The following is an 18,773-nucleotide window of genomic DNA, read 5'->3' as shown; positions in this document are numbered from 1 at the left end:
CCTCACGAACAAGACAAGGAAACCGCTATGCGTTTACGCGTAATCGACTTCGGCCAGCAGCCGGCCGTGCGCTCCCAGGCCGTCTACCACGGCATCGCCGAGGCCATGGCCAAGGACGACGACCCAGTGCTCACCCTGGTCAACCCGGACGACCCCTACGTCTGCGTGGGCCTGCACCAGGAGATCGCCCTGGAGGCGGACGAGGACTTCTGCAAGGAACAGAACCTGCCCATCATCCGCCGTCACGTCGGCGGCGGTGCGGTCTATCTGGACCACAACCAGATGTTCTTTCACTTCATCTATCCGTCGGCAAAGGCACCGCGGATCGTCTCGGACATCTACAAGAAGTTCATTGACCCGGTGATCAACACCTATCAGGACCTGGGCGTGAACGCGACCTTCCGTCCGGTCAACGACATCCACGTGGACGGCCGCAAGATCGGTGGCACGGGTGCGGCGAGTATCGGCAACGCAACGGTGATGGTCGGCAGCTTCATGTTCGACTTCGACACCGCCACTATGGCGCGCTGCCTCAAGGTGCCGTCGGAGAAATTCCGCGACAAGCTGCGCGCCGGCATGGAGGACTACATCACCACGCTGTCCCGCGAACTCGGCCAGATGCCGGCCCGCGAGACCGTGCGCGAGGCCTTCCTGAAGCGGGTGGCCAGCGATCTCGACGTCGAGGTCGAGATGAGCGAGCCCACCGCCGAGGAGACCGCCGCCATCGAGGAACAGATGGCCGAGCTCACGGACCCTGAATGGACCTACCGCAAGGGCCGCAAATTCGTGGAGATGGGCGTCAAGATCGCCGCGGGCACTCACCTGACCGAGGGGGCCCACAAGGCCGCCGGCGGCCTGATCCGGGCCCAGCTCATGGAGAAGGACGATCACATCGCGGATCTCCTGCTGTCCGGCGATTTCACGGTCTTCCCGGAAGACGGCATGGACCGCATCGCCGACGCCCTGCACGGCCAGCCGCTGGACCAGGAGGCCCTGCAAACCGCCGCGACCGCCTGCATGCAGGAGATCGGCCTGGATGCCCCGGGTATCGAACCCGGCGACATCGCCACCGCGATCCTGACCTGCGTCCACCGCGAACCGCACTGATCACCTCCGCTCCACCGGAGGTGCAAACGAAAACGGCCGGCGTCCTGCAAGGGGCGCCGGCCGTTTTGTCATGCCGCGTATCCCGGTGGTGCGCTGATCAAGCCGAGTCGAGGAACTCGGCACGGCTGGGCGCGGTAGCCAGCCGCGCCCGGTCCCCCGCATAGGGCTCCGCTCCCGCCGCCGCGCGTTCGGCAGCCTGCAGGGTCGCGCCCGCCCACTCCGGCAAATCGGACGCAATCCGGTAATAGATCCAGTTGCTCTCCCGCCGCGTCCGCACCACCTTGTGCTGACGCAAGGCCGCCAGGTGACGCGACACCTTCGGCTGGGACATCTCCAGAGAATGCGTCAGCTCGCACACACACAGTTCCCCTTCCGCCTGCATCAGCAACAGCGACCGCAGCCGTGTCTCGTCCGCCAGCAGGTTGAACAAATCCGTTGGTTTAAGCGACATATTGCATCCAGCAAATCAGGGTTGGCGAACTATATCCCGACCACGCAGGTTGGGCAATTCGACCGAGCCAGCCATATGCGGCCCCACCGGTAAGACGCAGCGAGCCCATTGGATATTTCGGCGGCGCCCCAAAACGATTCGATCCGCCCGCGCGCCTGGCCTCCAAACGAGGGACGATCAGCATCACGTTCGATCTCGTCCCCGCCCAGGAACGACTGCCAGGCAGGGACGCCCCCAAGAAAGTCCCGAAGTTTTCGCTTGTTAGGGCTTCGATTCGTGTATGATGCCGGGTTGGCAGTTGCCATCCGATTTTCGCCGGGCCTTTGTTTCCGGCCTGTGTGAGTACCCCCCAATGTCCGATTCCCCCTCCTTCTCCCAGCTCGGGCTTTCCGAGTCGCTGGTTCGTGCCCTGTCGAATATGGGCTTCACCACCCCGACCCCGGTTCAAGCCGCCTGCATCCCTGCATTGCTGGAAGGCCGCGACGTCCTGGGCGAGGCCCAGACCGGCACCGGCAAGACCGGCGCCTTCGGCCTGCCGCTGATCGACCTGATCGACGCCGGCGAGCGCGTGCCCCAGGCACTGGTGCTGGCCCCGACCCGCGAACTGGCCAATCAGGTCGCGGGCGCGCTGACCGAATTCGCCTCCGGGTTCGACGGCATCGACGTGCTGCCCGTCTACGGCGGTCAGCCGATGGGCGAGCAGCTGCGCGCCCTGCGCAAGGGCCCGCAAATCGTGGTCGGCACCCCTGGCCGCGTGGTGGACCACATCAAGCGGGGCACGCTGAGCCTGGAGGCCCTGCGGGTCGTGGTGCTGGACGAGGCCGACGAGATGCTGCGCATGGGCTTTGTCGAAGAGATCGAGTGGATCCTGGAGCAGACCCCGGAAGCGCGTCAGACGACCCTGTTCTCGGCCACCATGCCGGGCCCGATTCGTCGTATCGCGCATCGCCATATGCGCGAGCCGGAAGAGATCAAGATTGGTGCCGGCAACGAGGCCGGCACCGATATCGACCAGAGCTACTGCCTGGTCGACGCCCGCCACAAGCTGGAGGCCCTGACCCGGCTGATGGAAACCGAAGAAGACCTGGATGGCGCGGTGGTCTTCGCCCGCACCAAGGCCTCCACGGTGGAGATCGCCGACGCCCTCGGCCTCGCCGGCATCAAGGCCTCGGCCCTGAACGGCGACATGGAACAGGGCGAACGGGAGCGCGTCGTCAGCGACCTGCGCGACGGCCGCCTGGACGTGATCGTTGCGACCGATGTCGCCGCCCGCGGCATCGATGTGCCGCGCATCAGCCACGTCTTCAACTTCGATGCCCCCGGCGATGCCGAGGTCTATGTGCACCGCATTGGCCGTACCGGCCGTGCCGGGCGCAAGGGCCGCGCGATCCTGTTCCTGGAGCCGCGCAAGCGCCGCATGCTCAAGGACATCGAACGCCTGACCGGCAAGCCGGTCCGCGAGCAGGCGCTCCCCGATCGCCAGGCCGTGCAGGCCCGTCGCGAGGCGCGTTTCGCCGAACAAGTCCAGGCCCTGCTGGGCAGTGAACAGGCCAGCGCGCACGACGCCCTGGTCGAGCGCCTGCTGGCCGACGGCACGGTATCCGAACGCGACCTGGCCCTGGCCCTGGTCGCCCTCGCCACCGCCGACAGCCCGCTGGATGCCAACGCCCGTCAGGGTACGGACCCGCTGCTGGCCGCCGCCCGCGCGCCCCATACCGACCACGGCAACAGTCGCCGCGACGCGAAGCCCCGGGGCGAGCGTCCCTCGCGTGGCAAGGATCGCGAGCCGGAAGCGGATATGGTGCGCTACTACATGCCGGTGGGCCGCAACAACGGTGTGGCACCGGGCGCTATCGTCGGCGCACTCGCCAATGAGGGCGGGCTGAACGGCCGCGACATCGGCCGCATCGGGCTGCGCGACGACCACAGCCACGTCGATCTGCCGGCCTCGCTGGACGAGGCCACCATTCGCCGCCTGGGCAACATCCACGTAGCGAATCGCAAGCTGGAGCTGACCCGCCAGGCGCCCCGCCCCGGCCAGTCGGCCCACCAGGACGACGCACGGCCCGCCCCCGCGCGCAAGCCCGGCAAATCCCGCGATGAGCGGTCCGAGCCGGCGGCCCGGAAGTCGCGGCCCATGGGCAAGCCGGCACCCGCCAAGCGCGGCCCGGCCCCGGCCAACCGCAAGCGCCCGGCCTATGCGGCGCCGGGCAAACGCCCCGCCGGCAAGGGCACGGGGTCCCCGAAGGCCTCCGGTCCGCGCGCGGACGGCACGCTGATGATCAAGCGCAAGGTCGCGAACGGCTAACCCGCCCCAACCCGCGAAGACGACGGCTGGCTCAGGCCAGAAGCCCGCGACACCTCTGGATGCCGCGGGCTTTCTCGTTCAGGGCTTCAGAAATCGCCGGTACGGCCCGCCTCGACGATGCTGTAGATCGTGTCGCGGACCTCGCGCGCGGTCGCCTCGAGGTCCTCGGGCAGGTCCGTCGCGTGCAGCATCATGTCCATGTTGGTGGTCACGATCCAGCCCTGCCCCTCGTCGTCCTCCACCACGGCGATCCGGCAGGGCAGGAAGCTGGCGAAGATGATGTCGTGCTGCACCATCTGATTGGCAATCAGCGCATCACAGAAGGCCAGGATGCGCATGTAGTTGCCCTCGCCCCCCATCGCCCGCACCTGCTCGGACAGCGGCAGATCCGCGACCTCCTGGAAATTGCGCAGGTTGGCGCGCAGCTTCATCGACTCGATAGCCTCATCAATGCTTACGCCATCCTCGATGCGCACCAGCTCCACGCTGTGTCGAACCATCTGCTGCAGGGTCTCGCGATCCAGCTCCTCCACATCGGTGGAATCCGACGCAGCCAGAGGCAACGGCAGCAGCATCAACAGCAACACCAGCATCCAGACTTTCATCGCGCTCTCCTGATTCGGGTGGACGGAAGGGTTCGCCGGCCGGGGCGGCATGTGAATCCTTCCTTACCGAAATCTAGATCATGCTGGCGCGCTTCACCCGCTCTCCCGCACTGGACGACGGGAGATACCCCGCGATCAAGGCAATCTGCCCCGCCTGAACTAACGCCGGATCAGGCGGTACAGAAGCTCGTACTTGCCGTTCGTGTGATCGGTGCGACCCACCTCGTCACGCCACTCCCAGCGATCCGCCGGGAACAGTTCCCGCATGGCCGGCAGCGCGCAATGGAAGGGCGGCCCACCCTCCCGGCCGGTCTGCATGAAACACGCAAACAGCTCACCGCCCGGGCGCAACCAGGCGTGCAGCTGGCGTTCATAGGCCGGCCACTGAGCGGGCGGCAGGGCACACAGGGAGGTTTGCTCGTACACCCCGTCTACCGGTGCCTCCGGCCGCCAGGACAGCATATCGGCCTGAACCACATCGGCTTCCAGGCCGGCATGGTCCAGATCGCTCCGCAGCTGTTCGACGGGCGTTGGCGCCACGTCCAGTCCAATCACGCGAAAGCCCCGTGCCGCCAGGGTCGGGACTTCGTGGCCAAACCCGCAGCCGGGCACCACGATACGGGCCCCCGGCTTCAGGGCGGTGCGTTGCAACCATTGCTCCAGCGAGGGGCTGGGCCCACCGCGATCCCAGCGGGTCGAGCCCGCCTGATAGCGGGCCTCCCAGTCCGCCTCCGCATCGACGGAAGCGGAATCGGCAGGGGAACTTTCGGAATTTGGCATCGGACTCCTTCTCGGCACAGGATAGGAACCCAATAGACCATACCAAAGCGCCAACGACTCACGGAGAGCCCGATGGACCGGAACCAACTGCCCTACCGCATCCACCGCCAGGAACTCGGCCCCATGGAGAACTTCGTCTACCTGATCGAGGATCGCGCCAGTCACCGCGGCGCCGTGGTCGACCCCGCCTGGGAGCCCGAGGCGATCATCCGTCAGGCACGGGAGAACGACGTCGAGATCTCCGACATCCTGCTGACTCACAGCCATCACGATCACATCAACGGCGTCGAGGCCATCCTGGAGCAATACCCGAATGCCCGGCTACACCTGCTCAAGCCGGAGGCCGAATTTTGGGGCAAGCAACTGGAACGCCCGGAGCTGCACCACGGCGGCGATGCGATGCGCCTGGGCGATACCGAGATCCGCTTCCTGCATACGCCCGGCCACACGCCCGGCTCTGCCTGCTTTCACATGCCCGCGGGCGACGACCTCATCACCGGGGACACCCTGTTCGTCTTCGGCTGCGGTCGCTGCGACCTGGCCGGCGGCGACCCGGAACAGATGTTCCATACCCTGAACGGGCTGCGTGAAGGCCTACCGGCGCATACCTGCATCCACCCGGGCCACAACTACGCCGACAAAGCCGAATCCACACTGGAAGAACAGGACGCCGGCAACCCCTTCCTGCACTTCCACGACAAGGACGACTTCGTCCACTACCGCATGGTCGAGCACGACCGCGTACGCAGCACGCCCTACCACGCCATCCCCCGGAGCTGAGACGGGCCGAAAAACAAAGAATCGGTCCCGATGGCTTGCATCCCCCGGGACCAATCGCGATAATGCGCGCCTTCAGACGATGCGCCCGTAGCTCAGCTGGATAGAGTACCTGGCTACGAACCAGGTGGTCGGAGGTTCGAATCCTTCCGGGCGCGCCATATTCCTGAGAGAGGGCACCCACATTCAGGTGCCCTTTTTCGTTTGGACCAGCACAAAGGATTCGAACTTCCGTTCAACAATACGGTTCGATCCCGAGCGCAGCGAGGAACGTGTCAGCCCACAGCCGGCAGCCGGGAGGTCAACACGTACCGCGTCGCCGCCATCCTTTCGGGCGCGCCACATTTCGGAGAAAGGGATCCCTGACTTACAGTCGCTGGTCCCTTTTTCGTTCTGGCTCAGGGCTCGTGCCACTCCTGTGACAAACCCGAATTACGCCAATTGGGCTCCTCGTGCCCGATTAGTACCTGGCTTCGCGAGTCATTCCGTTCCTTGTGTTCGTAGGAACGCCTTCGATCGTGCCCCTACAGCCAGCCCTCAGGTGCGGCGCAACGCATCTCCTTCTATATTTTCCACGGGCCAGCTCCCGGGAATGCGCCGTTTGCGCAATCATGCCCCCGACCCGTACTTTTAGCGTAGCAACCGGGTTTCGATGACGCCTCGGTAGTGCTCCCGGCGTTTTCCCAAGCTGGGCGCCGTGCAGGCCTCGGGCAGGACGCGATCGGAGGTGGACGACCCGCAACACGCGGGGCGTTACCCGAAAGAGCGGGGTGGGACGATGATGGAACTGCAGTGGCTGATCGCCCTGCTGCCCTTTCTGGCAGCACTGCTGGTGCACCTCCTTGCGGGCCGGCTGGGCCACCGGGTCGCGCACCTGAGCGTGGGGATCAACGTCATCGTCGTAGGGATCGCCGCGTTCCAGCTGGCGCTCTACATCACCGGCGACACCGGGCCGCAGTGGATGGGCCTGGCCAACGGCTGGGGCAGCCTGCAGCTGGATCCGCTCAGCGCCATCATGGCGCTGGTCGTGGCCGGGATCAGCCTGGTGGTGCACGTCTACTCGATCCGCTACATGTTCGAGGAGCCCGGGTACGCCCGCTTCTTCATGCTGCTGGACCTGATGACCGGATCCATCCTCCTGATGGTGATGGCCGGCGACCTGATCACCCTCCTGATCGGCTGGCACCTGATCGGGGTAGTCCTCTACTTCCTGCTTACGCACAACACCGAACCGCCGCGCGCGCAGCGCTACGCCTTCTGGACGTTCATCACCTACCGTCTGGGGGACCTGCCGCTGGTGCTGGCCACCGTGATCCTGTTCCAGGCCTACGGCGTACTCGACCTCCCCACCCTCTTCGACCGTATCGCCGAAAGCCCCGATGCCCGCACCGTCATGGGGCTGCCCGTCACCGGGACGGTGGCCTTCCTGGTAGCGCTGGCCGCCTTCGCGAAGTCGGCCCAGTTCCCGCTGCACACCTGGCTGCCCTACACCATGGAGGGGCCCACGCCCGTGTCGGCCCTGATGCATGCGGGGATCGTCAACGCCGGCGGCATCATCATCAACCGCTTCGCCCCGGTGTTCGTCCACAGTAGCGAGGTCCTCCATCTGCTCTTCATCGTGGGCCTGCTGACCGCCGTGATCGGCTCGCTGATGATGCTTTCGCAGAACGACATCAAGAAGTCGCTGGGCTACTCCACCATGGGGCAGATGGGCTTCATGGTGATGGAAACCGGTGCCGGCGCCTTCGCGCTGTCGATCTTTCATCTGATCGCCCACGGCCTGTTCAAGGGCACCCTGTTCCTCGGAGCCGGCAACGTGATCGGGGCCGCGCGTCGCCATGACGGGGTTCCCAATGAGCCCCTCTACGACTTCCTCGTGGAGCGCAAATCAGCCCCCGCACGCGTGCCCTGGTTCATCATCGGGGCGGTCACGCTGATCGTGCCTCTGGTGATCCTGGTCGGCGCACATGCCTGGGTTGCGGAGCGCTTCTTCCAGCAACAGGGCGCGATCGTGCTGCTGTTCTTCGGCTGGATCACCGGGGTCCAGGTGCTCTTCACCGCCCAGCGGCTCGATACCGAGAATCCGCTGCGCATGATGGCCCTGATCATCCTGTCCTTCGCCGTGATCGTGATCGGCTACGTGCTCGTGGGCCACAGCTTCGAGGCCTTCCTCTACCCGGATGCCGCATTCCGTGACGCACTCTACTCGTCGGCGGGTATCGACAAGCTCACCTTCGATGTCCTGGTCGTCCTGCTGGCCGTGGTGTTCGTCCTCGGCTGGATCGGGGCCTACCTGAGCCGGACGCGCCAGCGCCCGATGGACAAGCTGCCGGCCGGCGCACGGCTGATGCTGTACTCGCTTCTGTCGCGCGAGCTTTATGTAGCCGACGTCCACGAACGTGTCACGGACCGGCTGCTGGCCCTGTCCAGACGCCTCAATATCTGGCTGAGGTGGCGCTGACATGTCGGTGTTTCTATTGATACTCGCCGCGTTCTTCCTGCCGCTCTTCCCGGCCACGATGCTGTTCACGCGGCTCGCCGTCAGCACCCAGCCTCTGCCGGTACGGCTCGCACTCGTCGTCTTCTGGCCCCAGATCGGGGTCGTTCTGATCCTCTGGGGCGAACTGGAGCCAGGTCCGATTCTCGCGACCTGGGCCGTGATGAGTGCGCTGTTCTACGCCTTCCGGATGCTGACCGTGCGCGAGGTCGGGCGCTGGAACGCCATGCTGGCCGTATCCGCCTGGCCCCTGGTCTGGCTCTACGCCCTGCAAACACCCGCGCCGGTTGATCTCGTCGCCGTGACGCTGGCACTGACCACCGCCCCTGTCCTGATGCTGGTGGTGCGCGAAGTCCTCGTCGGACGCCTGGGAGCCGCCTACACGGGGCTCCACGGCGGTCTGGCACGCGATCTGCCGCGCCTCTCGGGGATCATTGTGGTGGCAACGCTCGCGGCAATGGCCCTGCCCTTGTTCCCCGGCTTCTTCGCCCTGCTGACCCTGCTGGGCAGTGCGCCCGTCGGCTTCGCCATTGGCATCCTGCTGATCTGGCTGCTATGGAGCTGGGCGGGGGCCCGTCTGCTGCAGGGCACGGTATTCGGTCCGCGCAGCGGACCCGTGGCTGCCGATCTGACGGCCCCCCGCGCATGGGGCTTCGCCGGTCTCGTCGTGGCCCTGACAGGCGCCGGGCTCATCTGGACCGGAGGTGCGCTGTGACCCTTTCCCTCGGCCGCCAGCTGAAGATCCGCTCCATGGTGCACATGGCCGCCGAGCCGATCCCCAACTTCTGGCCCATGCGCACCTTCATCCACCACAACCCGTTGCACGGGCTGGAGGACCACCCCTTCCCCGAGGCGATCGAGCGTGGCCGGGCCCTGTTCCACGGGCGCGGCTTCCTGGCCCGCGCCGACTACCAGTGGCTGCTCGCCGATGGCCGCATCGACCCGGATGCGCTGGACACAGCGATCGACCGGGCGCTTGGTGGCTATCCAGCCCTGCAGGCCACCGGTGGCCACGCGCTGATCCATACCCTGCTCACGCGCTGTCGCGAACCGGCCCGTCGACCGTGCGTGCTGGCCGCGGCGGAGGACGTGGCGGCCATCCTCGCCGGCGGTGTTCCATCCGCGGGGGACGGCGTGGATGTGGAACGCATCGAGGACATCCTGCGCCGGGCGTTCCCGCCGGAGCGGCCGCTCTACGAGGCGCTGGACCACCTCTACGACACCCGCATCGCCGAGACCCTGGACGAGCTCCTGATCAAGACCTGCCTCGACTTCTTCGACGAGGGCCAGTCCGCCTGGCCCATGCCCGGGCGCGAACAGGGCCTGTTCGCCGCCTGGAGCCAGCTTGCGCAGCGCAACCTGCGGCTGTTCCTGCGCGGCCTGCACATCAAGAAAATCCTGGATCAGAGCGACACCCCGGAGGGCATCATCGCCTTCGTCCTCGACGAACTCGGCATCCCCGAGCCGTCCTGGCCCGGGCTGATCGTGCGCGAACTCACCCATCTGCACGGCTGGGCCGGCTTTATCCGCTGGCGCGAACGGGCGCCTCGCTATCACTGGGCCCGCGAATATCCAGCGGACCTGGTCGACTTCCTGGCGATTCGCCTGGTGCTGGCACTGTCCCTGGTCCGCGAACACGCGCGGCGCCGTCGGATGCCACGCAACCGGTTCGAACTCGAGGCCCGGATTACCGAGCGCCCGGCGGAATCCTTCCTGCGCCACGAACTGTTCACCGGCGCCGTGCTGCCCACTCGGGCCGAGTCCGTCGAGGACGCAGTGGCGCGCGGTCGGCCGGCCGAAATCGCCCGGCTCATCGGGGCTTACATCCCCGAAAAGCGCCAGGCTGAAGCCGGGACCCAGTCACGTGCCCTCGAAGAACTGGCACAGCGCGCCGGCACACCGAATGCCTTCCGCGGGCTCTCGCCGGGATGCCTGGCCGAGGTGCTGACGGAACTGGAGGCATTCGAACGGCGCGAGGGCATGATCTGGCTGGAGGCCATGGAGACAACCTACCGCCGCGCGCTGCTGTCACGCCTTCACCCGACTCCCGCGCCACCCCGCGAAAAGCGCCCCTTTGCGCAGATGCTGTTTTGTATCGATGTGCGCTCGGAACGCATTCGCCGCCAGCTCGAGACGCTTGGCGACTACCAGACCTACGGGATCGCCGGATTCTTCGGTGTCCCGGTCAGCTTCATCGCGCTGGGCAAGGGTAGCGAGGATCACCTGTGTCCCGTACTGCTGACCCCGAAGAACCTGGTCCTCGAGGTGACGACCGGCGCCGAGAAACTGGAGACGGATCTGTATTCCTCGGCGGAACACCTGCTGCACGACCTGAAGCATTCGGTCCTGTCGCCCTACTTCACGGTCGAGGCCATTGGCCTGCTCTTCGGTTTCGACATGGTCGGCAAGACCCTCGCGCCGCGGCTCTACAATCGCTGGCGCCACCGCATCGAATCGGACAAGCCGTCCACCCGTTTGCTGGTCGACAAGCTCACCCGCGAACAGGCGGACTCGGTCGTTCGTGCGCTGCAGCGGGTCATCATCGTGGAGGCGATTCACAAGGAGTTCGGCATCGAGCGCGAATCGATCACCGACGCGATCATCCGCGAACTGCGCGAGGCGGCCCTGGGGCGCCACACGGGCCAGACCCACTTCGCGCAGGCTTTCGCCCTTGGCAAACGCGCCGAGGCGGATTTTATCCAGACCCTGCAACAGCGCTACCGCATCAATCGCTCGTATGCGCAGATGCAACTCGAACGCCTCGGGCGCATCGGCTTCTCCCTCGACGAGCAGACCTACTTCGTCGCCCAGGCGCTGCGCTCCATCGGGCTCACTGAACACTTCTCCCGCTTCATCATCCTGACCGGGCACGGCAGCCAGTCGCACAACAATCCCTACGAGTCCGCCCTCGACTGCGGTGCCTGCGGCGGGAGTCACGGCCTCGTCAGTGCCCGCGTCCTGGCGCATATGGGCAACAAGCCGGAGGTTCGCCGGCGCCTGCGGCACGAGGGCATCCACATCCCGGACGATGCCTGGTTCCTGCCGGCATTCCACAACACGACCAGCGACGCGATCGAGTTGCACGACCTGGATCTGCTCCCGGCCAGTCATCTCGTCTACCTCGAGCGCCTGCGCAACGGGTTGCAGGCAGCGCGGCGCCGCACCGCCGCGGAGCGGCTGCAGACCCTGCCGCCGGAGGGCGGGCCGGAACTCGAGCCCATCCAGGCCGCGCGGATGGCCCAGCGCAACACGGTGGACTGGACCCAGGTGCGGCCCGAATGGGGCCTGGCGCGCAACGCGGGCTTCATCATCGGGCGCCGCCACCTGACCGAGGGCAGCGACCTTGACGGCCGTACCTTCCTGCACTCCTACGACTATCGCCTCGACCCGCGCGGGCGTCTGCTCGCGAATATCCTGACCGGCCCACTGGTGGTCGCCCAGTGGATCAACATGGAGCACTACTTCTCCACGGTCGACAACGAACACTATGGCAGCGGCAGCAAGGTCTACCACAACGTGGCGTGCCGCCTCGGTGTCATCACCGGCAACCTCAGTGACCTGCGAACCGGCCTCCCCGCCCAGACCGTACTGCGCGACGGCCGGCCCTACCATGACCCGATCCGCCTTCTGGCGGTCATCGAGGCGCCCTTTGAACAGGCCCGGGCGGCGATCAACGGCGTCGCCAAGGTCCGGAGCCTGGTCACCAACGGATGGATCCTGGTGGTGATCCTCGACCCCGAGACCCACCGGATCCATCGCTTCGCGGACGGCCAGTGGCTGGAAGAACCGCTGGCCGGGGCCGCTCATGTCCAGACCGATCCAACGGCTGCGGAGGAGACCCGCGCATGAACGACGTGAACCTGAATCCCCTCAAGAAGCTCGAGATTATCCTCGAGGGCGAACATCAGGCCTTTGCCACCGACCTGCTCGACCGCGCCGGCGTCAAGGGCTACACCATCATGGGCAACCTCTCGGGAAAGGGCAGCCAGGGCTTCCACGAAGGCCATCTGATGTTCAACGAGGACGACGTGCTGATCATGATCATCGCCGCCGTACCCGAGGAACTGGTCGAGCCGATCCTCGAGGGCTTCACCCCCTTCTTCAACCAGCACAGTGGCGTGATCTTCATCTCCGACATCCAGGTCAGCCGTCTGGTGAAATTCAAGGGCTGAAATCCGCCCCCGGGCGGCTGCGGTGCCCCCGGGAACACCTGCTGTTCGACAGCCGGGCTTGGCCGGTTCACAGGCAACATGCCAATCCCTGGCGTGCATCCCGCCTCTTGCAATGCGCCACTCCCGAGGCCAGCCTGAGTCACTCCCCAGTCACGGTTCACCACCATGCGCCAGATGTCCCCCCGGGAATTGCACGACTATCTCTCGCAGGCAAAGAGCCCGCCGAAGCTGCTGGATGTGCGCGAGCCCTGGGAATTCCGGCACTGCCACATCGAGGGCTCGCAACTGCTCCCGATGGGCCAGATCCCGACGGCGTACCAGGACCTGAATCCGGAGGACGAGATCGTGGTGATCTGTCACCACGGCGTCCGCAGCCAGCAAGTCTGCGGCTTTCTGCAGCGGGTCGGGTTCAACAACGTGATCAACCTGTCCGGCGGCATTGATGCCTGGGCACGCGAGGTCGATCCCCACATGGCGACCTATTGATCAGAGCTCCCCTGGCCGCTGCGTGAGACGCGCACCCACCCTGTCGTTCATCATCCCGGCCTGGAACGAGGCCGAGTGGCTGCCACGAACCCTGACGGCCGTCCAGGAGGCCCTGTCGGGCCTTGATCGCCCCAGCGAGATCATCGTGGTGGACAACGCCTCCACGGACGCGACCCCGCAGATCGCGCAGCGCGCCGGCTGTCGCGTCGTCTTCGAGCCGGAACGCAGGATCAGCCGCGCCCGCAATGCCGGCGCGGAGGCCGCCAGCGGGGACTACCTGCTGTTCGTGGACGCCGACACCTGGCCGGATGGCGCCCTGCTGCAGGCTACCCTGAAGGCACTGGACAGCGGCCGCGTCTGCGGCGGCGGTGCCCGGGTGGCGTTCGACCACCTGAATCACCGCATCTACCGCTGGGGCGCGCGTACATGGAATACGCTCTCCGCGCGCCTGGGGCTGGCCGCGGGCTGCTACGTCTTCTCCACCCGCGAGGCGTTCACGGCGGTGGGCGGGTTCAGCGAGCGCGTGTACGCCGGGGAAGAGGTGTTCCTGTCCCGCGCCCTGCGCCGCTGGGGCCGGGCACACGGCCAGCGCGTGGAAATCCTGGACACCCCCGTGTTGACCTCCGGGCGCAAGGCGGACTGGTTTCACCCCGGCCGTCACATCCTGGTGGTGCTGCAGGTCCTGCTGCTCCCCTGGAGCCTGCGCTCCCGCCGCCTCAGCTGGTTCTGGTATACCCGTCCGGGCAGTCGCGACTGAACGATCGCGGTGCCGTCGCCCCGTCGGGTTCGGTATACTGCGCGGTCTTTCGGTTCGCGCCCTGCAGAGGAACCCCCGGACGCCATGAATCCCCGCCTCGACCGGCTCCAGCCTTACCCGTTCGAACGCCTGCGGGCCCTGTTCGCGGACCTGCGCCAGCCGGAAGGGCTGGAGCCCATCGCGCTGTCGATCGGCGAACCACGCCATGCGCTTCCGGGTTTCGTCGAACCCGCCCTGCGCGACGCCGTACAGGGTTACAACCACTACCCCACCACTCGCGGCGAACCGGCCCTGCGCGAGACGATCGCCGCCTGGCTGCAACGCCGGTTCAACTTGGATACCGTTAAGCCCGAGCGCCAGGTGCTGCCGGTCAGCGGTACCCGCGAGGCCCTGTTCGCGATCGCCCAGGCCGTCGTCGCGGAGAAGCCCGGGGCGCGCGTGCTGATGCCGAATCCCTTCTACCAGATCTACGAGGGTGCGGCCCTGCTGGCCGGGGCAGAACCGGCCTTCTACGACCTGGCGCCGGAGAACGGCTATCTACCCGACTTCTCCACGATCGACGTCGCCACCTGGGATGCGGTGCAGCTCGTCTACATCTGCAACCCGGGCAACCCGGCCGGCGCCTGCATGTCCGAGGCGGCGATGCAGGACCTGATCCGTCTGGCCGAACGCCATGACTTCGTAATTGCGGCCGACGAGTGCTACTCCGAGATCTATCACCCGGAGGCCACCCCACCCGCCGGCCTGCTGGGTGCCGCGGCGCGTATGGGTAATACCGGGTTCGAGCGCTGCATCGTGTTCCACAGCCTGTCCAAGCGCTCCAACCTCCCGGGGCTGCGCTCCGGATTCGTGGCGGGCGATGCCGAGCTACTGGACCGCTTCGCGCTGTACCGTACCTACCATGGCTGCACCCTGCCGCCGCCCACCCAAGTCGTCAGTCGCGTGGCCTGGGCGGACGAGGCCCATGTCGCGCACAATCGGGCCCTGTACGCGGAGAAGTTCGCGGCGGTCGTCCCGCGGCTACAGGCCATACTCGACGTCACCACACCGGCCGCCGGCTTTTACCTCTGGCCACGGGTTCCCGAAGGCGACGACGAGGCCTTTGCCCGCCGCCTGTACGCCGAGGCCGGAGTGACGGTGCTGCCCGGGCGCTACCTCTCGCGCAGCGACCCGACCTCCGGGCACAACCCCGGTGCCGGGCATGTCCGCATGGCCCTGGTCGCCGAGCCGGCCGCCTGTGTCGAGGCCGCCGAGCGCATTGCCAGCCTGTATGAATCCATTACCTATTAATACTTTGCAAGGAAAACCTGATGTCCGATATCCAGAGCACCATCGAAACCGCCTTTGAACGCCGCGCCGAGATCAACCCGCGCAACGTGGAGACCAATGTCCGCGATGCGGTGAACGAGGCGCTGGAGATGCTGGACACCGGCCGTGCCCGAGTCGCCGAGAAGAAGGGCGGCGAATGGGTGGTGAACGAATGGCTGAAGAAGGCCGTACTGCTGTCGTTCCGCATCTCGGAGAACGAGTTCATCAAGGGCGGCTTCACCAACTACTACGACAAGGTCCCGTCCAAGTACGCCGACACCTCCAGCCGTGACTTCCGCGAGGCCGGCGTGCGCGTCGTGCCGCCGGCCACCGCGCGCCGCGGGAGCTTCATCGCCCCCAACACGGTGCTGATGCCGTCCTACGTGAACATCGGTGCCTATGTGGATGAAGGCACGATGGTCGATACCTGGGCCACGGTCGGCTCCTGCGCCCAGATCGGCAAGAATGTGCATCTCTCCGGCGGCGTCGGGATCGGCGGCGTGCTGGAGCCGCTGCAGGCGGCCCCGACCATCATCGAAGACAACTGCTTCATCGGTGCCCGATCCGAGGTGGTCGAGGGCGTGATCGTCGAGGAAGGCGCGGTCATCTCCATGGGCGTGTATCTCGGCCAGTCCACCCGGATCTACGATCGCGAGAACGACGAGATCCTCTATGGCCGCGTACCGGCCGGCTCCGTGGTGGTCTCCGGCACCCTGCCCTCCAAGGACGGCAAGTACTCGCTGTACTGCGCGGTGATCGTTAAGCGCGTGGACGAGAAGACCAAGGCCAAGGTGGGTCTGAACGCCCTGCTGCGCGATGTCTGAGATCGCGCTCTTCGGGATCGCCAACTGCGATACCGTCCGCAAGGCTCGCCGGGCGCTGGACGCGGCCGGCGTGAGCGTTCGCTTCGTGGACGTTCGCAAGGACGGACTGGAGGAAGCCCGGGTGCGCGCCTGGGTCGAGGCGCTTGGCTGGGAGGCCTTGGTCAACCGGCGCGGCACGACCTGGCGCCAGCTTCCCGCCGAACAGCGCGACGGGCTGGACCGCGAACGCGCGATCGCCCTGATGCTCGAACACTCAGCCCTGATCAAGCGGCCGGTGATCGAACAGGGGGACGCGATCACGGTCGGCTGGACCCCCGACATCGCGGCCCGCTGGGGGGCTGCCTGAGGCCCTCGGCGGCATGCTGAGGCGGGCCGGCATTCGCTGGCGGGCGTTGCGCTGGCGCGCCCACCACTGGCTGGCCCGTCATCCCCGCCTGCACACGGGCCTGCATGCCGCCGGGAGCATGAAGAGCGGCCCGGAGGCCATGGCCCGCGGGGTTGCCATCGGGCTGTTCATTGGCCTGACGCCCACGGTCGGCTTTCAGACCGTATTGATGATCATCCTCTGCATCGCGCTGGCCGGGAATTTCCCGACGGCCTTCGTGGCCTCGTTCGTCAGCAACCCCCTGACCACCGCTCCCCTGTACTGGGGCTACCACTCGCTGGGCGAGGCAGTCTTTCGCTACATGCCCCTGCTCACCCACGACCCGGACGCCTGGTACCTGCAGGGGATCGGCGACGAGATCACCTTCACGTTGCTGGGCAGCCTGCTGATCGCGAGCCCCACCGCCATGGCCGGCTACTGGATCTCCCATCAACTTTCCGCCGCCTGGCAGCGCCACCGGGACCGGCGGCGCGCCGAGCGGGCCCGGCGCCGCGGCCCCTAAGCCTCGTCACTCGGTCCCCTCCTCGGCGACCCCTTCCCCTGCCGGCGCGCCACTGGGTTCCGGCCATTCCAGCCGGACATCCAGCAACTCCACCGTGCCCCGGTCGCGCTCCAGGGGCGGTACGTCGGCGTAGGGGTCCGGATCCAGCCGGCCGTCGTGCCACACCCACACGAAGTACCCCAGGTTCAGCAGCGCGAGCGCCAGGATTAGCCAGCGCATCCGGCATCCTCCGCGAGCGACAGGGCCCATAGCCCGTCCAGAACCAGGTTGGGCACGATCCGAGATTCCTCGCGCAACAGCGGCGCCAGCCAGTAGGCATCCCCGCCGGTCAGCCAGCAGGGGGCCTCCTCGCCCAGCACGTCGCGGGACCGCGCGATCAGCCCGTCCAGTGCCCCGGCCAGCCCCAGACCCCAGCCACGCTCCAGCGCATCCGCACTGTTCAGCCCGGGCGACGGGTCAAGGTCCTCGGGCCACTGCGTCGCCTCGCGCGGCGCGATACGATCGGCCAGACGGGGCTGCAGCGCCTCCCAGCCGAGCTGGCGCCCCGGCAGTATGTAGCCGCCTGCATGACACCCGCCCGCCTGCAACACGTCGACGGTGACCGCGGTTCCGGCATCCACCAGGATGACCGGCATATCGCCAACGGCCCGCGCCGCGACCAGCGCGCAGTACCGGTCCACCCCCAGCTGGCCGGCTGCGTAGTCGGTCCGCAGGCCGTTCGGCCCGGCAGCCGCAACCCGGACCGCGTGGACCGAGGCCGCCAGCCCGGCGCTGTCCAATTCCTCGGCGAACGCCGCCCCGCGATCACCCGCCACCCGCGAGACCCATACGGCGTCGATGGTCGAGTCCTGCGTCATGGATGCAAGGGCGCGGGCGCAGCCCGCGGGCTCCCGGGCCGCGCCGGAGCCCAGCACGTCGCCATCCCGGCTGCGCACCTGCCATTTGACCCGGGTACTGCCGATATCCACCAGCGCAACGTCAGACATGTTCACGACTCCGTACCGAAACCTCGCCCGAGTGCAGATGACGCACCGATCCGTCCGCGAATGCCGCCACCAGACAGCCGCTGGCCGGGTCGATCCCCAGCGCCCGGGCCTGCGCTCCACCGTCCAGAAGCTCGATGGCCTGCCCGCGCAACAGATCGAGCCGCTCCAGCTCGGACTCCAGCGGGGCCACGCCCTCGCGCACCAGGACGGGGTGCAGGCGGCAAAGCCGGTCGACCACCCGCGCGGCCAGTTCCAGGTCGTCTGGCGCCCCACCCGGACAATGACTGGCGAGATCGGTGACCGCGCGGTCCAGTTCCAGTGTATCTGCGGCCTCGCGATTAATCCCGATCCCGGCCACCAGCCGGCCCGGGCGCTCCCGACCGGGTGCCCGCTGCTCCATCAGGATTCCGCCGAGCTTGGCGCCCTGGATCATCAGGTCATTGGGCCACTTGAGCCGCACGGACTCCAGACCCAGCCCCGCCAGGGCCTGGATTACCCCGATCCCCGCGCCCACCGGATAGGCGGGCGGCACCGGGCCCCGCGCGATGGGCCACGCCAGCGACAGAGCGAGGCTCGCCCCGGGCCGCGACTGCCAGATCCGGCCCCGCCGGCCGCGGCCCGCGGTCTGGGTATGTGCCACGCAGACACGCGGTCGCTCATCGTCCGTGGCAGCCGCCTCCAGGAGATAGCGGTTGGTCGAATCGACCGATTCCAGGACCTCGACCCAAGGTGCGTCGACGTCGCTGCCCGCCAGCAGGCCGTCGACGCGCTCTTTCAGCCATGCACTTTCCGGCGCCATAATGCAGACTGTGAACGAAGTCTCGGTCA

Annotated in this window: 19 protein-coding genes and 1 tRNA gene; 14 read left to right on the top strand and 6 right to left on the bottom strand. The window is 67.1% G+C overall.

Features of this window, described 5'->3' with window-relative positions; translation table 11 throughout:
* The first annotated feature begins 27 nt into the window (after positions 1 to 27).
* Positions 28 to 1,107, top strand: coding sequence for a lipoate--protein ligase (locus F793_RS0109310; protein ID WP_018882358.1), 1,080 nt, complete (start codon positions 28 to 30; stop codon positions 1,105 to 1,107).
* Between the two features lie 97 nt (positions 1,108 to 1,204).
* Here the strand turns inward: F793_RS0109310 and F793_RS0109305 are convergent, their stop codons facing one another.
* The gene (locus F793_RS0109305) at positions 1,205 to 1,558 is read right to left on the bottom strand and encodes a metalloregulator ArsR/SmtB family transcription factor (RefSeq protein ID WP_018875353.1); all 354 of its coding nucleotides are present in this window, start codon (positions 1,556 to 1,558) and stop codon (positions 1,205 to 1,207) included.
* Between the two features lie 352 nt (positions 1,559 to 1,910).
* Here F793_RS0109305 and F793_RS0109300 point away from each other — a divergent pair, with 352 nt between their 5' ends.
* Positions 1,911 to 3,866, top strand: coding sequence for a DEAD/DEAH box helicase (locus F793_RS0109300; RefSeq protein ID WP_018882359.1), 1,956 nt, complete (start codon positions 1,911 to 1,913; stop codon positions 3,864 to 3,866).
* Positions 3,867 to 3,952: 86 nt separating this feature from the next.
* On the opposite strand, the gene F793_RS0109295 is transcribed toward F793_RS0109300, so the two are convergent.
* The gene (locus tag F793_RS0109295; protein ID WP_018867370.1) at positions 3,953 to 4,471 is read right to left on the bottom strand and encodes a DUF302 domain-containing protein; all 519 of its coding nucleotides are present in this window, start codon (positions 4,469 to 4,471) and stop codon (positions 3,953 to 3,955) included.
* 159 nt (positions 4,472 to 4,630) lie between these two features.
* Positions 4,631 to 5,251 carry a methyltransferase domain-containing protein gene (locus tag F793_RS0109290; RefSeq protein WP_018882360.1) on the bottom strand — a complete coding sequence of 207 codons (621 nt, stop codon included), beginning with the start codon at positions 5,249 to 5,251 and terminating at the stop codon, positions 4,631 to 4,633.
* Positions 5,252 to 5,323: 72 nt separating this feature from the next.
* Here F793_RS0109290 and F793_RS0109285 point away from each other — a divergent pair, with 72 nt between their 5' ends.
* From F793_RS0109285 to F793_RS0109230, 12 genes are all read left to right on the top strand, one after another.
* Positions 5,324 to 6,031: an MBL fold metallo-hydrolase gene (locus tag F793_RS0109285; RefSeq protein ID WP_018877778.1), complete on the top strand. Its 708-nt coding sequence runs from the start codon at positions 5,324 to 5,326 to the stop codon at positions 6,029 to 6,031.
* 81 nt (positions 6,032 to 6,112) lie between these two features.
* Positions 6,113 to 6,189, top strand: a tRNA-Arg gene (locus F793_RS0109280).
* A gap of 617 nt (positions 6,190 to 6,806) precedes the next feature.
* On the top strand, positions 6,807 to 8,489 hold the full coding sequence (locus tag F793_RS0109275; protein WP_018867367.1) for an NADH-quinone oxidoreductase subunit L: 1,683 nt from the start codon (positions 6,807 to 6,809) through the stop codon (positions 8,487 to 8,489).
* A 1-nt stretch (position 8,490) separates the two neighbouring features.
* Positions 8,491 to 9,240 carry a hypothetical protein gene (locus F793_RS0109270; protein ID WP_018867366.1) on the top strand — a complete coding sequence of 250 codons (750 nt, stop codon included), beginning with the start codon at positions 8,491 to 8,493 and terminating at the stop codon, positions 9,238 to 9,240.
* A complete protein-coding gene (locus F793_RS0109265) occupies positions 9,237 to 12,374 on the top strand; it encodes a DUF2309 domain-containing protein (RefSeq protein ID WP_018882361.1) in 3,138 nt (1,045 codons plus the stop codon). The genes F793_RS0109270 and F793_RS0109265 overlap by 4 nt, the downstream gene beginning before the upstream one ends.
* The gene (locus F793_RS0109260; protein ID WP_018867364.1) at positions 12,371 to 12,697 is read left to right on the top strand and encodes a P-II family nitrogen regulator; all 327 of its coding nucleotides are present in this window, start codon (positions 12,371 to 12,373) and stop codon (positions 12,695 to 12,697) included. The genes F793_RS0109265 and F793_RS0109260 overlap by 4 nt, the downstream gene beginning before the upstream one ends.
* A gap of 165 nt (positions 12,698 to 12,862) precedes the next feature.
* On the top strand, positions 12,863 to 13,183 hold the full coding sequence (locus tag F793_RS0109255; protein WP_018867363.1) for a rhodanese-like domain-containing protein: 321 nt from the start codon (positions 12,863 to 12,865) through the stop codon (positions 13,181 to 13,183).
* Between the two features lie 22 nt (positions 13,184 to 13,205).
* Positions 13,206 to 13,940, top strand: a complete 735-nt coding sequence (locus F793_RS0109250; RefSeq protein ID WP_018882362.1) for a glycosyltransferase — start codon at positions 13,206 to 13,208, stop codon at positions 13,938 to 13,940.
* An 84-nt stretch (positions 13,941 to 14,024) separates the two neighbouring features.
* On the top strand, positions 14,025 to 15,230 hold the full coding sequence (dapC, locus tag F793_RS0109245) for a succinyldiaminopimelate transaminase (protein WP_018882363.1): 1,206 nt from the start codon (positions 14,025 to 14,027) through the stop codon (positions 15,228 to 15,230).
* Positions 15,231 to 15,250: 20 nt separating this feature from the next.
* Positions 15,251 to 16,072 (top strand): 2,3,4,5-tetrahydropyridine-2,6-dicarboxylate N-succinyltransferase, encoded by an 822-nt coding sequence (dapD, locus tag F793_RS0109240; protein ID WP_018867360.1) that lies wholly within the window; start codon positions 15,251 to 15,253, stop codon positions 16,070 to 16,072.
* A complete protein-coding gene (locus F793_RS0109235; protein WP_018867359.1) occupies positions 16,065 to 16,418 on the top strand; it encodes an arsenate reductase in 354 nt (117 codons plus the stop codon). The genes dapD and F793_RS0109235 overlap by 8 nt, the downstream gene beginning before the upstream one ends.
* Before the next feature lie 13 nt (positions 16,419 to 16,431).
* The gene (locus F793_RS0109230; RefSeq protein WP_018882364.1) at positions 16,432 to 16,959 is read left to right on the top strand and encodes a DUF2062 domain-containing protein; all 528 of its coding nucleotides are present in this window, start codon (positions 16,432 to 16,434) and stop codon (positions 16,957 to 16,959) included.
* 6 nt (positions 16,960 to 16,965) lie between these two features.
* On the opposite strand, the gene F793_RS0109225 is transcribed toward F793_RS0109230, so the two are convergent.
* Genes F793_RS0109225 through F793_RS0109215 form a run of 3 tightly spaced genes read right to left on the bottom strand, consistent with a single transcriptional unit; the run spans position 16,966 to position 18,744 of the window.
* A complete protein-coding gene (locus F793_RS0109225) occupies positions 16,966 to 17,178 on the bottom strand; it encodes a hypothetical protein (protein WP_018882365.1) in 213 nt (70 codons plus the stop codon).
* Positions 17,166 to 17,945, bottom strand: coding sequence for a type III pantothenate kinase (locus tag F793_RS0109220; RefSeq protein WP_018880731.1), 780 nt, complete (start codon positions 17,943 to 17,945; stop codon positions 17,166 to 17,168). The genes F793_RS0109225 and F793_RS0109220 overlap by 13 nt, the downstream gene beginning before the upstream one ends.
* Positions 17,938 to 18,744, bottom strand: a complete 807-nt coding sequence (locus tag F793_RS0109215) for a biotin--[acetyl-CoA-carboxylase] ligase (RefSeq protein ID WP_018882366.1) — start codon at positions 18,742 to 18,744, stop codon at positions 17,938 to 17,940. Before F793_RS0109215 ends, F793_RS0109220 begins: the two co-directional genes overlap by 8 nt.
* Between the last annotated feature and the right edge of the window lie 29 nt (positions 18,745 to 18,773).

The sequence above is a fragment of the Thioalkalivibrio sp. ALE22 genome (genome assembly GCF_000381445.1).
Classification (GTDB): Bacteria; Pseudomonadota; Gammaproteobacteria; order Ectothiorhodospirales; family Ectothiorhodospiraceae; genus Thioalkalivibrio.
The sequence above is the reverse complement of the archived record's forward strand: the minus strand, read 5'-3'. Positions and strand labels throughout refer to the sequence as shown.

What these genes read in the sequence shown, in the direction of transcription:
- F793_RS0109220 (WP_018880731.1), bottom strand. Translation starts at nt 17,945, where the DNA reads ATGTCTGACGTTGCGCTGGTGGATATCGGCAGTACCCGGGTCAAATGG.
- F793_RS0109290 (WP_018882360.1), bottom strand. Translation starts at nt 5,251, where the DNA reads ATGCCAAATTCCGAAAGTTCCCCTGCCGATTCCGCTTCCGTCGATGCG.
- F793_RS0109275 (WP_018867367.1), top strand. Translation starts at nt 6,807, where the DNA reads ATGATGGAACTGCAGTGGCTGATCGCCCTGCTGCCCTTTCTGGCAGCA.
- F793_RS0109260 (WP_018867364.1), top strand. Translation starts at nt 12,371, where the DNA reads ATGAACGACGTGAACCTGAATCCCCTCAAGAAGCTCGAGATTATCCTC.
- F793_RS0109215 (WP_018882366.1), bottom strand. Translation starts at nt 18,744, where the DNA reads ATGGCGCCGGAAAGTGCATGGCTGAAAGAGCGCGTCGACGGCCTGCTG.
- dapD (WP_018867360.1), top strand. Translation starts at nt 15,251, where the DNA reads ATGTCCGATATCCAGAGCACCATCGAAACCGCCTTTGAACGCCGCGCC.
- F793_RS0109230 (WP_018882364.1), top strand. Translation starts at nt 16,432, where the DNA reads ATGCTGAGGCGGGCCGGCATTCGCTGGCGGGCGTTGCGCTGGCGCGCC.
- F793_RS0109270 (WP_018867366.1), top strand. Translation starts at nt 8,491, where the DNA reads ATGTCGGTGTTTCTATTGATACTCGCCGCGTTCTTCCTGCCGCTCTTC.
- F793_RS0109225 (WP_018882365.1), bottom strand. Translation starts at nt 17,178, where the DNA reads ATGCGCTGGCTAATCCTGGCGCTCGCGCTGCTGAACCTGGGGTACTTC.
- F793_RS0109235 (WP_018867359.1), top strand. Translation starts at nt 16,065, where the DNA reads ATGTCTGAGATCGCGCTCTTCGGGATCGCCAACTGCGATACCGTCCGC.
- F793_RS0109310 (WP_018882358.1), top strand. Translation starts at nt 28, where the DNA reads ATGCGTTTACGCGTAATCGACTTCGGCCAGCAGCCGGCCGTGCGCTCC.
- F793_RS0109305 (WP_018875353.1), bottom strand. Translation starts at nt 1,558, where the DNA reads ATGTCGCTTAAACCAACGGATTTGTTCAACCTGCTGGCGGACGAGACA.
- F793_RS0109255 (WP_018867363.1), top strand. Translation starts at nt 12,863, where the DNA reads ATGCGCCAGATGTCCCCCCGGGAATTGCACGACTATCTCTCGCAGGCA.
- dapC (WP_018882363.1), top strand. Translation starts at nt 14,025, where the DNA reads ATGAATCCCCGCCTCGACCGGCTCCAGCCTTACCCGTTCGAACGCCTG.
- F793_RS0109295 (WP_018867370.1), bottom strand. Translation starts at nt 4,471, where the DNA reads ATGAAAGTCTGGATGCTGGTGTTGCTGTTGATGCTGCTGCCGTTGCCT.
- F793_RS0109300 (WP_018882359.1), top strand. Translation starts at nt 1,911, where the DNA reads ATGTCCGATTCCCCCTCCTTCTCCCAGCTCGGGCTTTCCGAGTCGCTG.
- F793_RS0109285 (WP_018877778.1), top strand. Translation starts at nt 5,324, where the DNA reads ATGGACCGGAACCAACTGCCCTACCGCATCCACCGCCAGGAACTCGGC.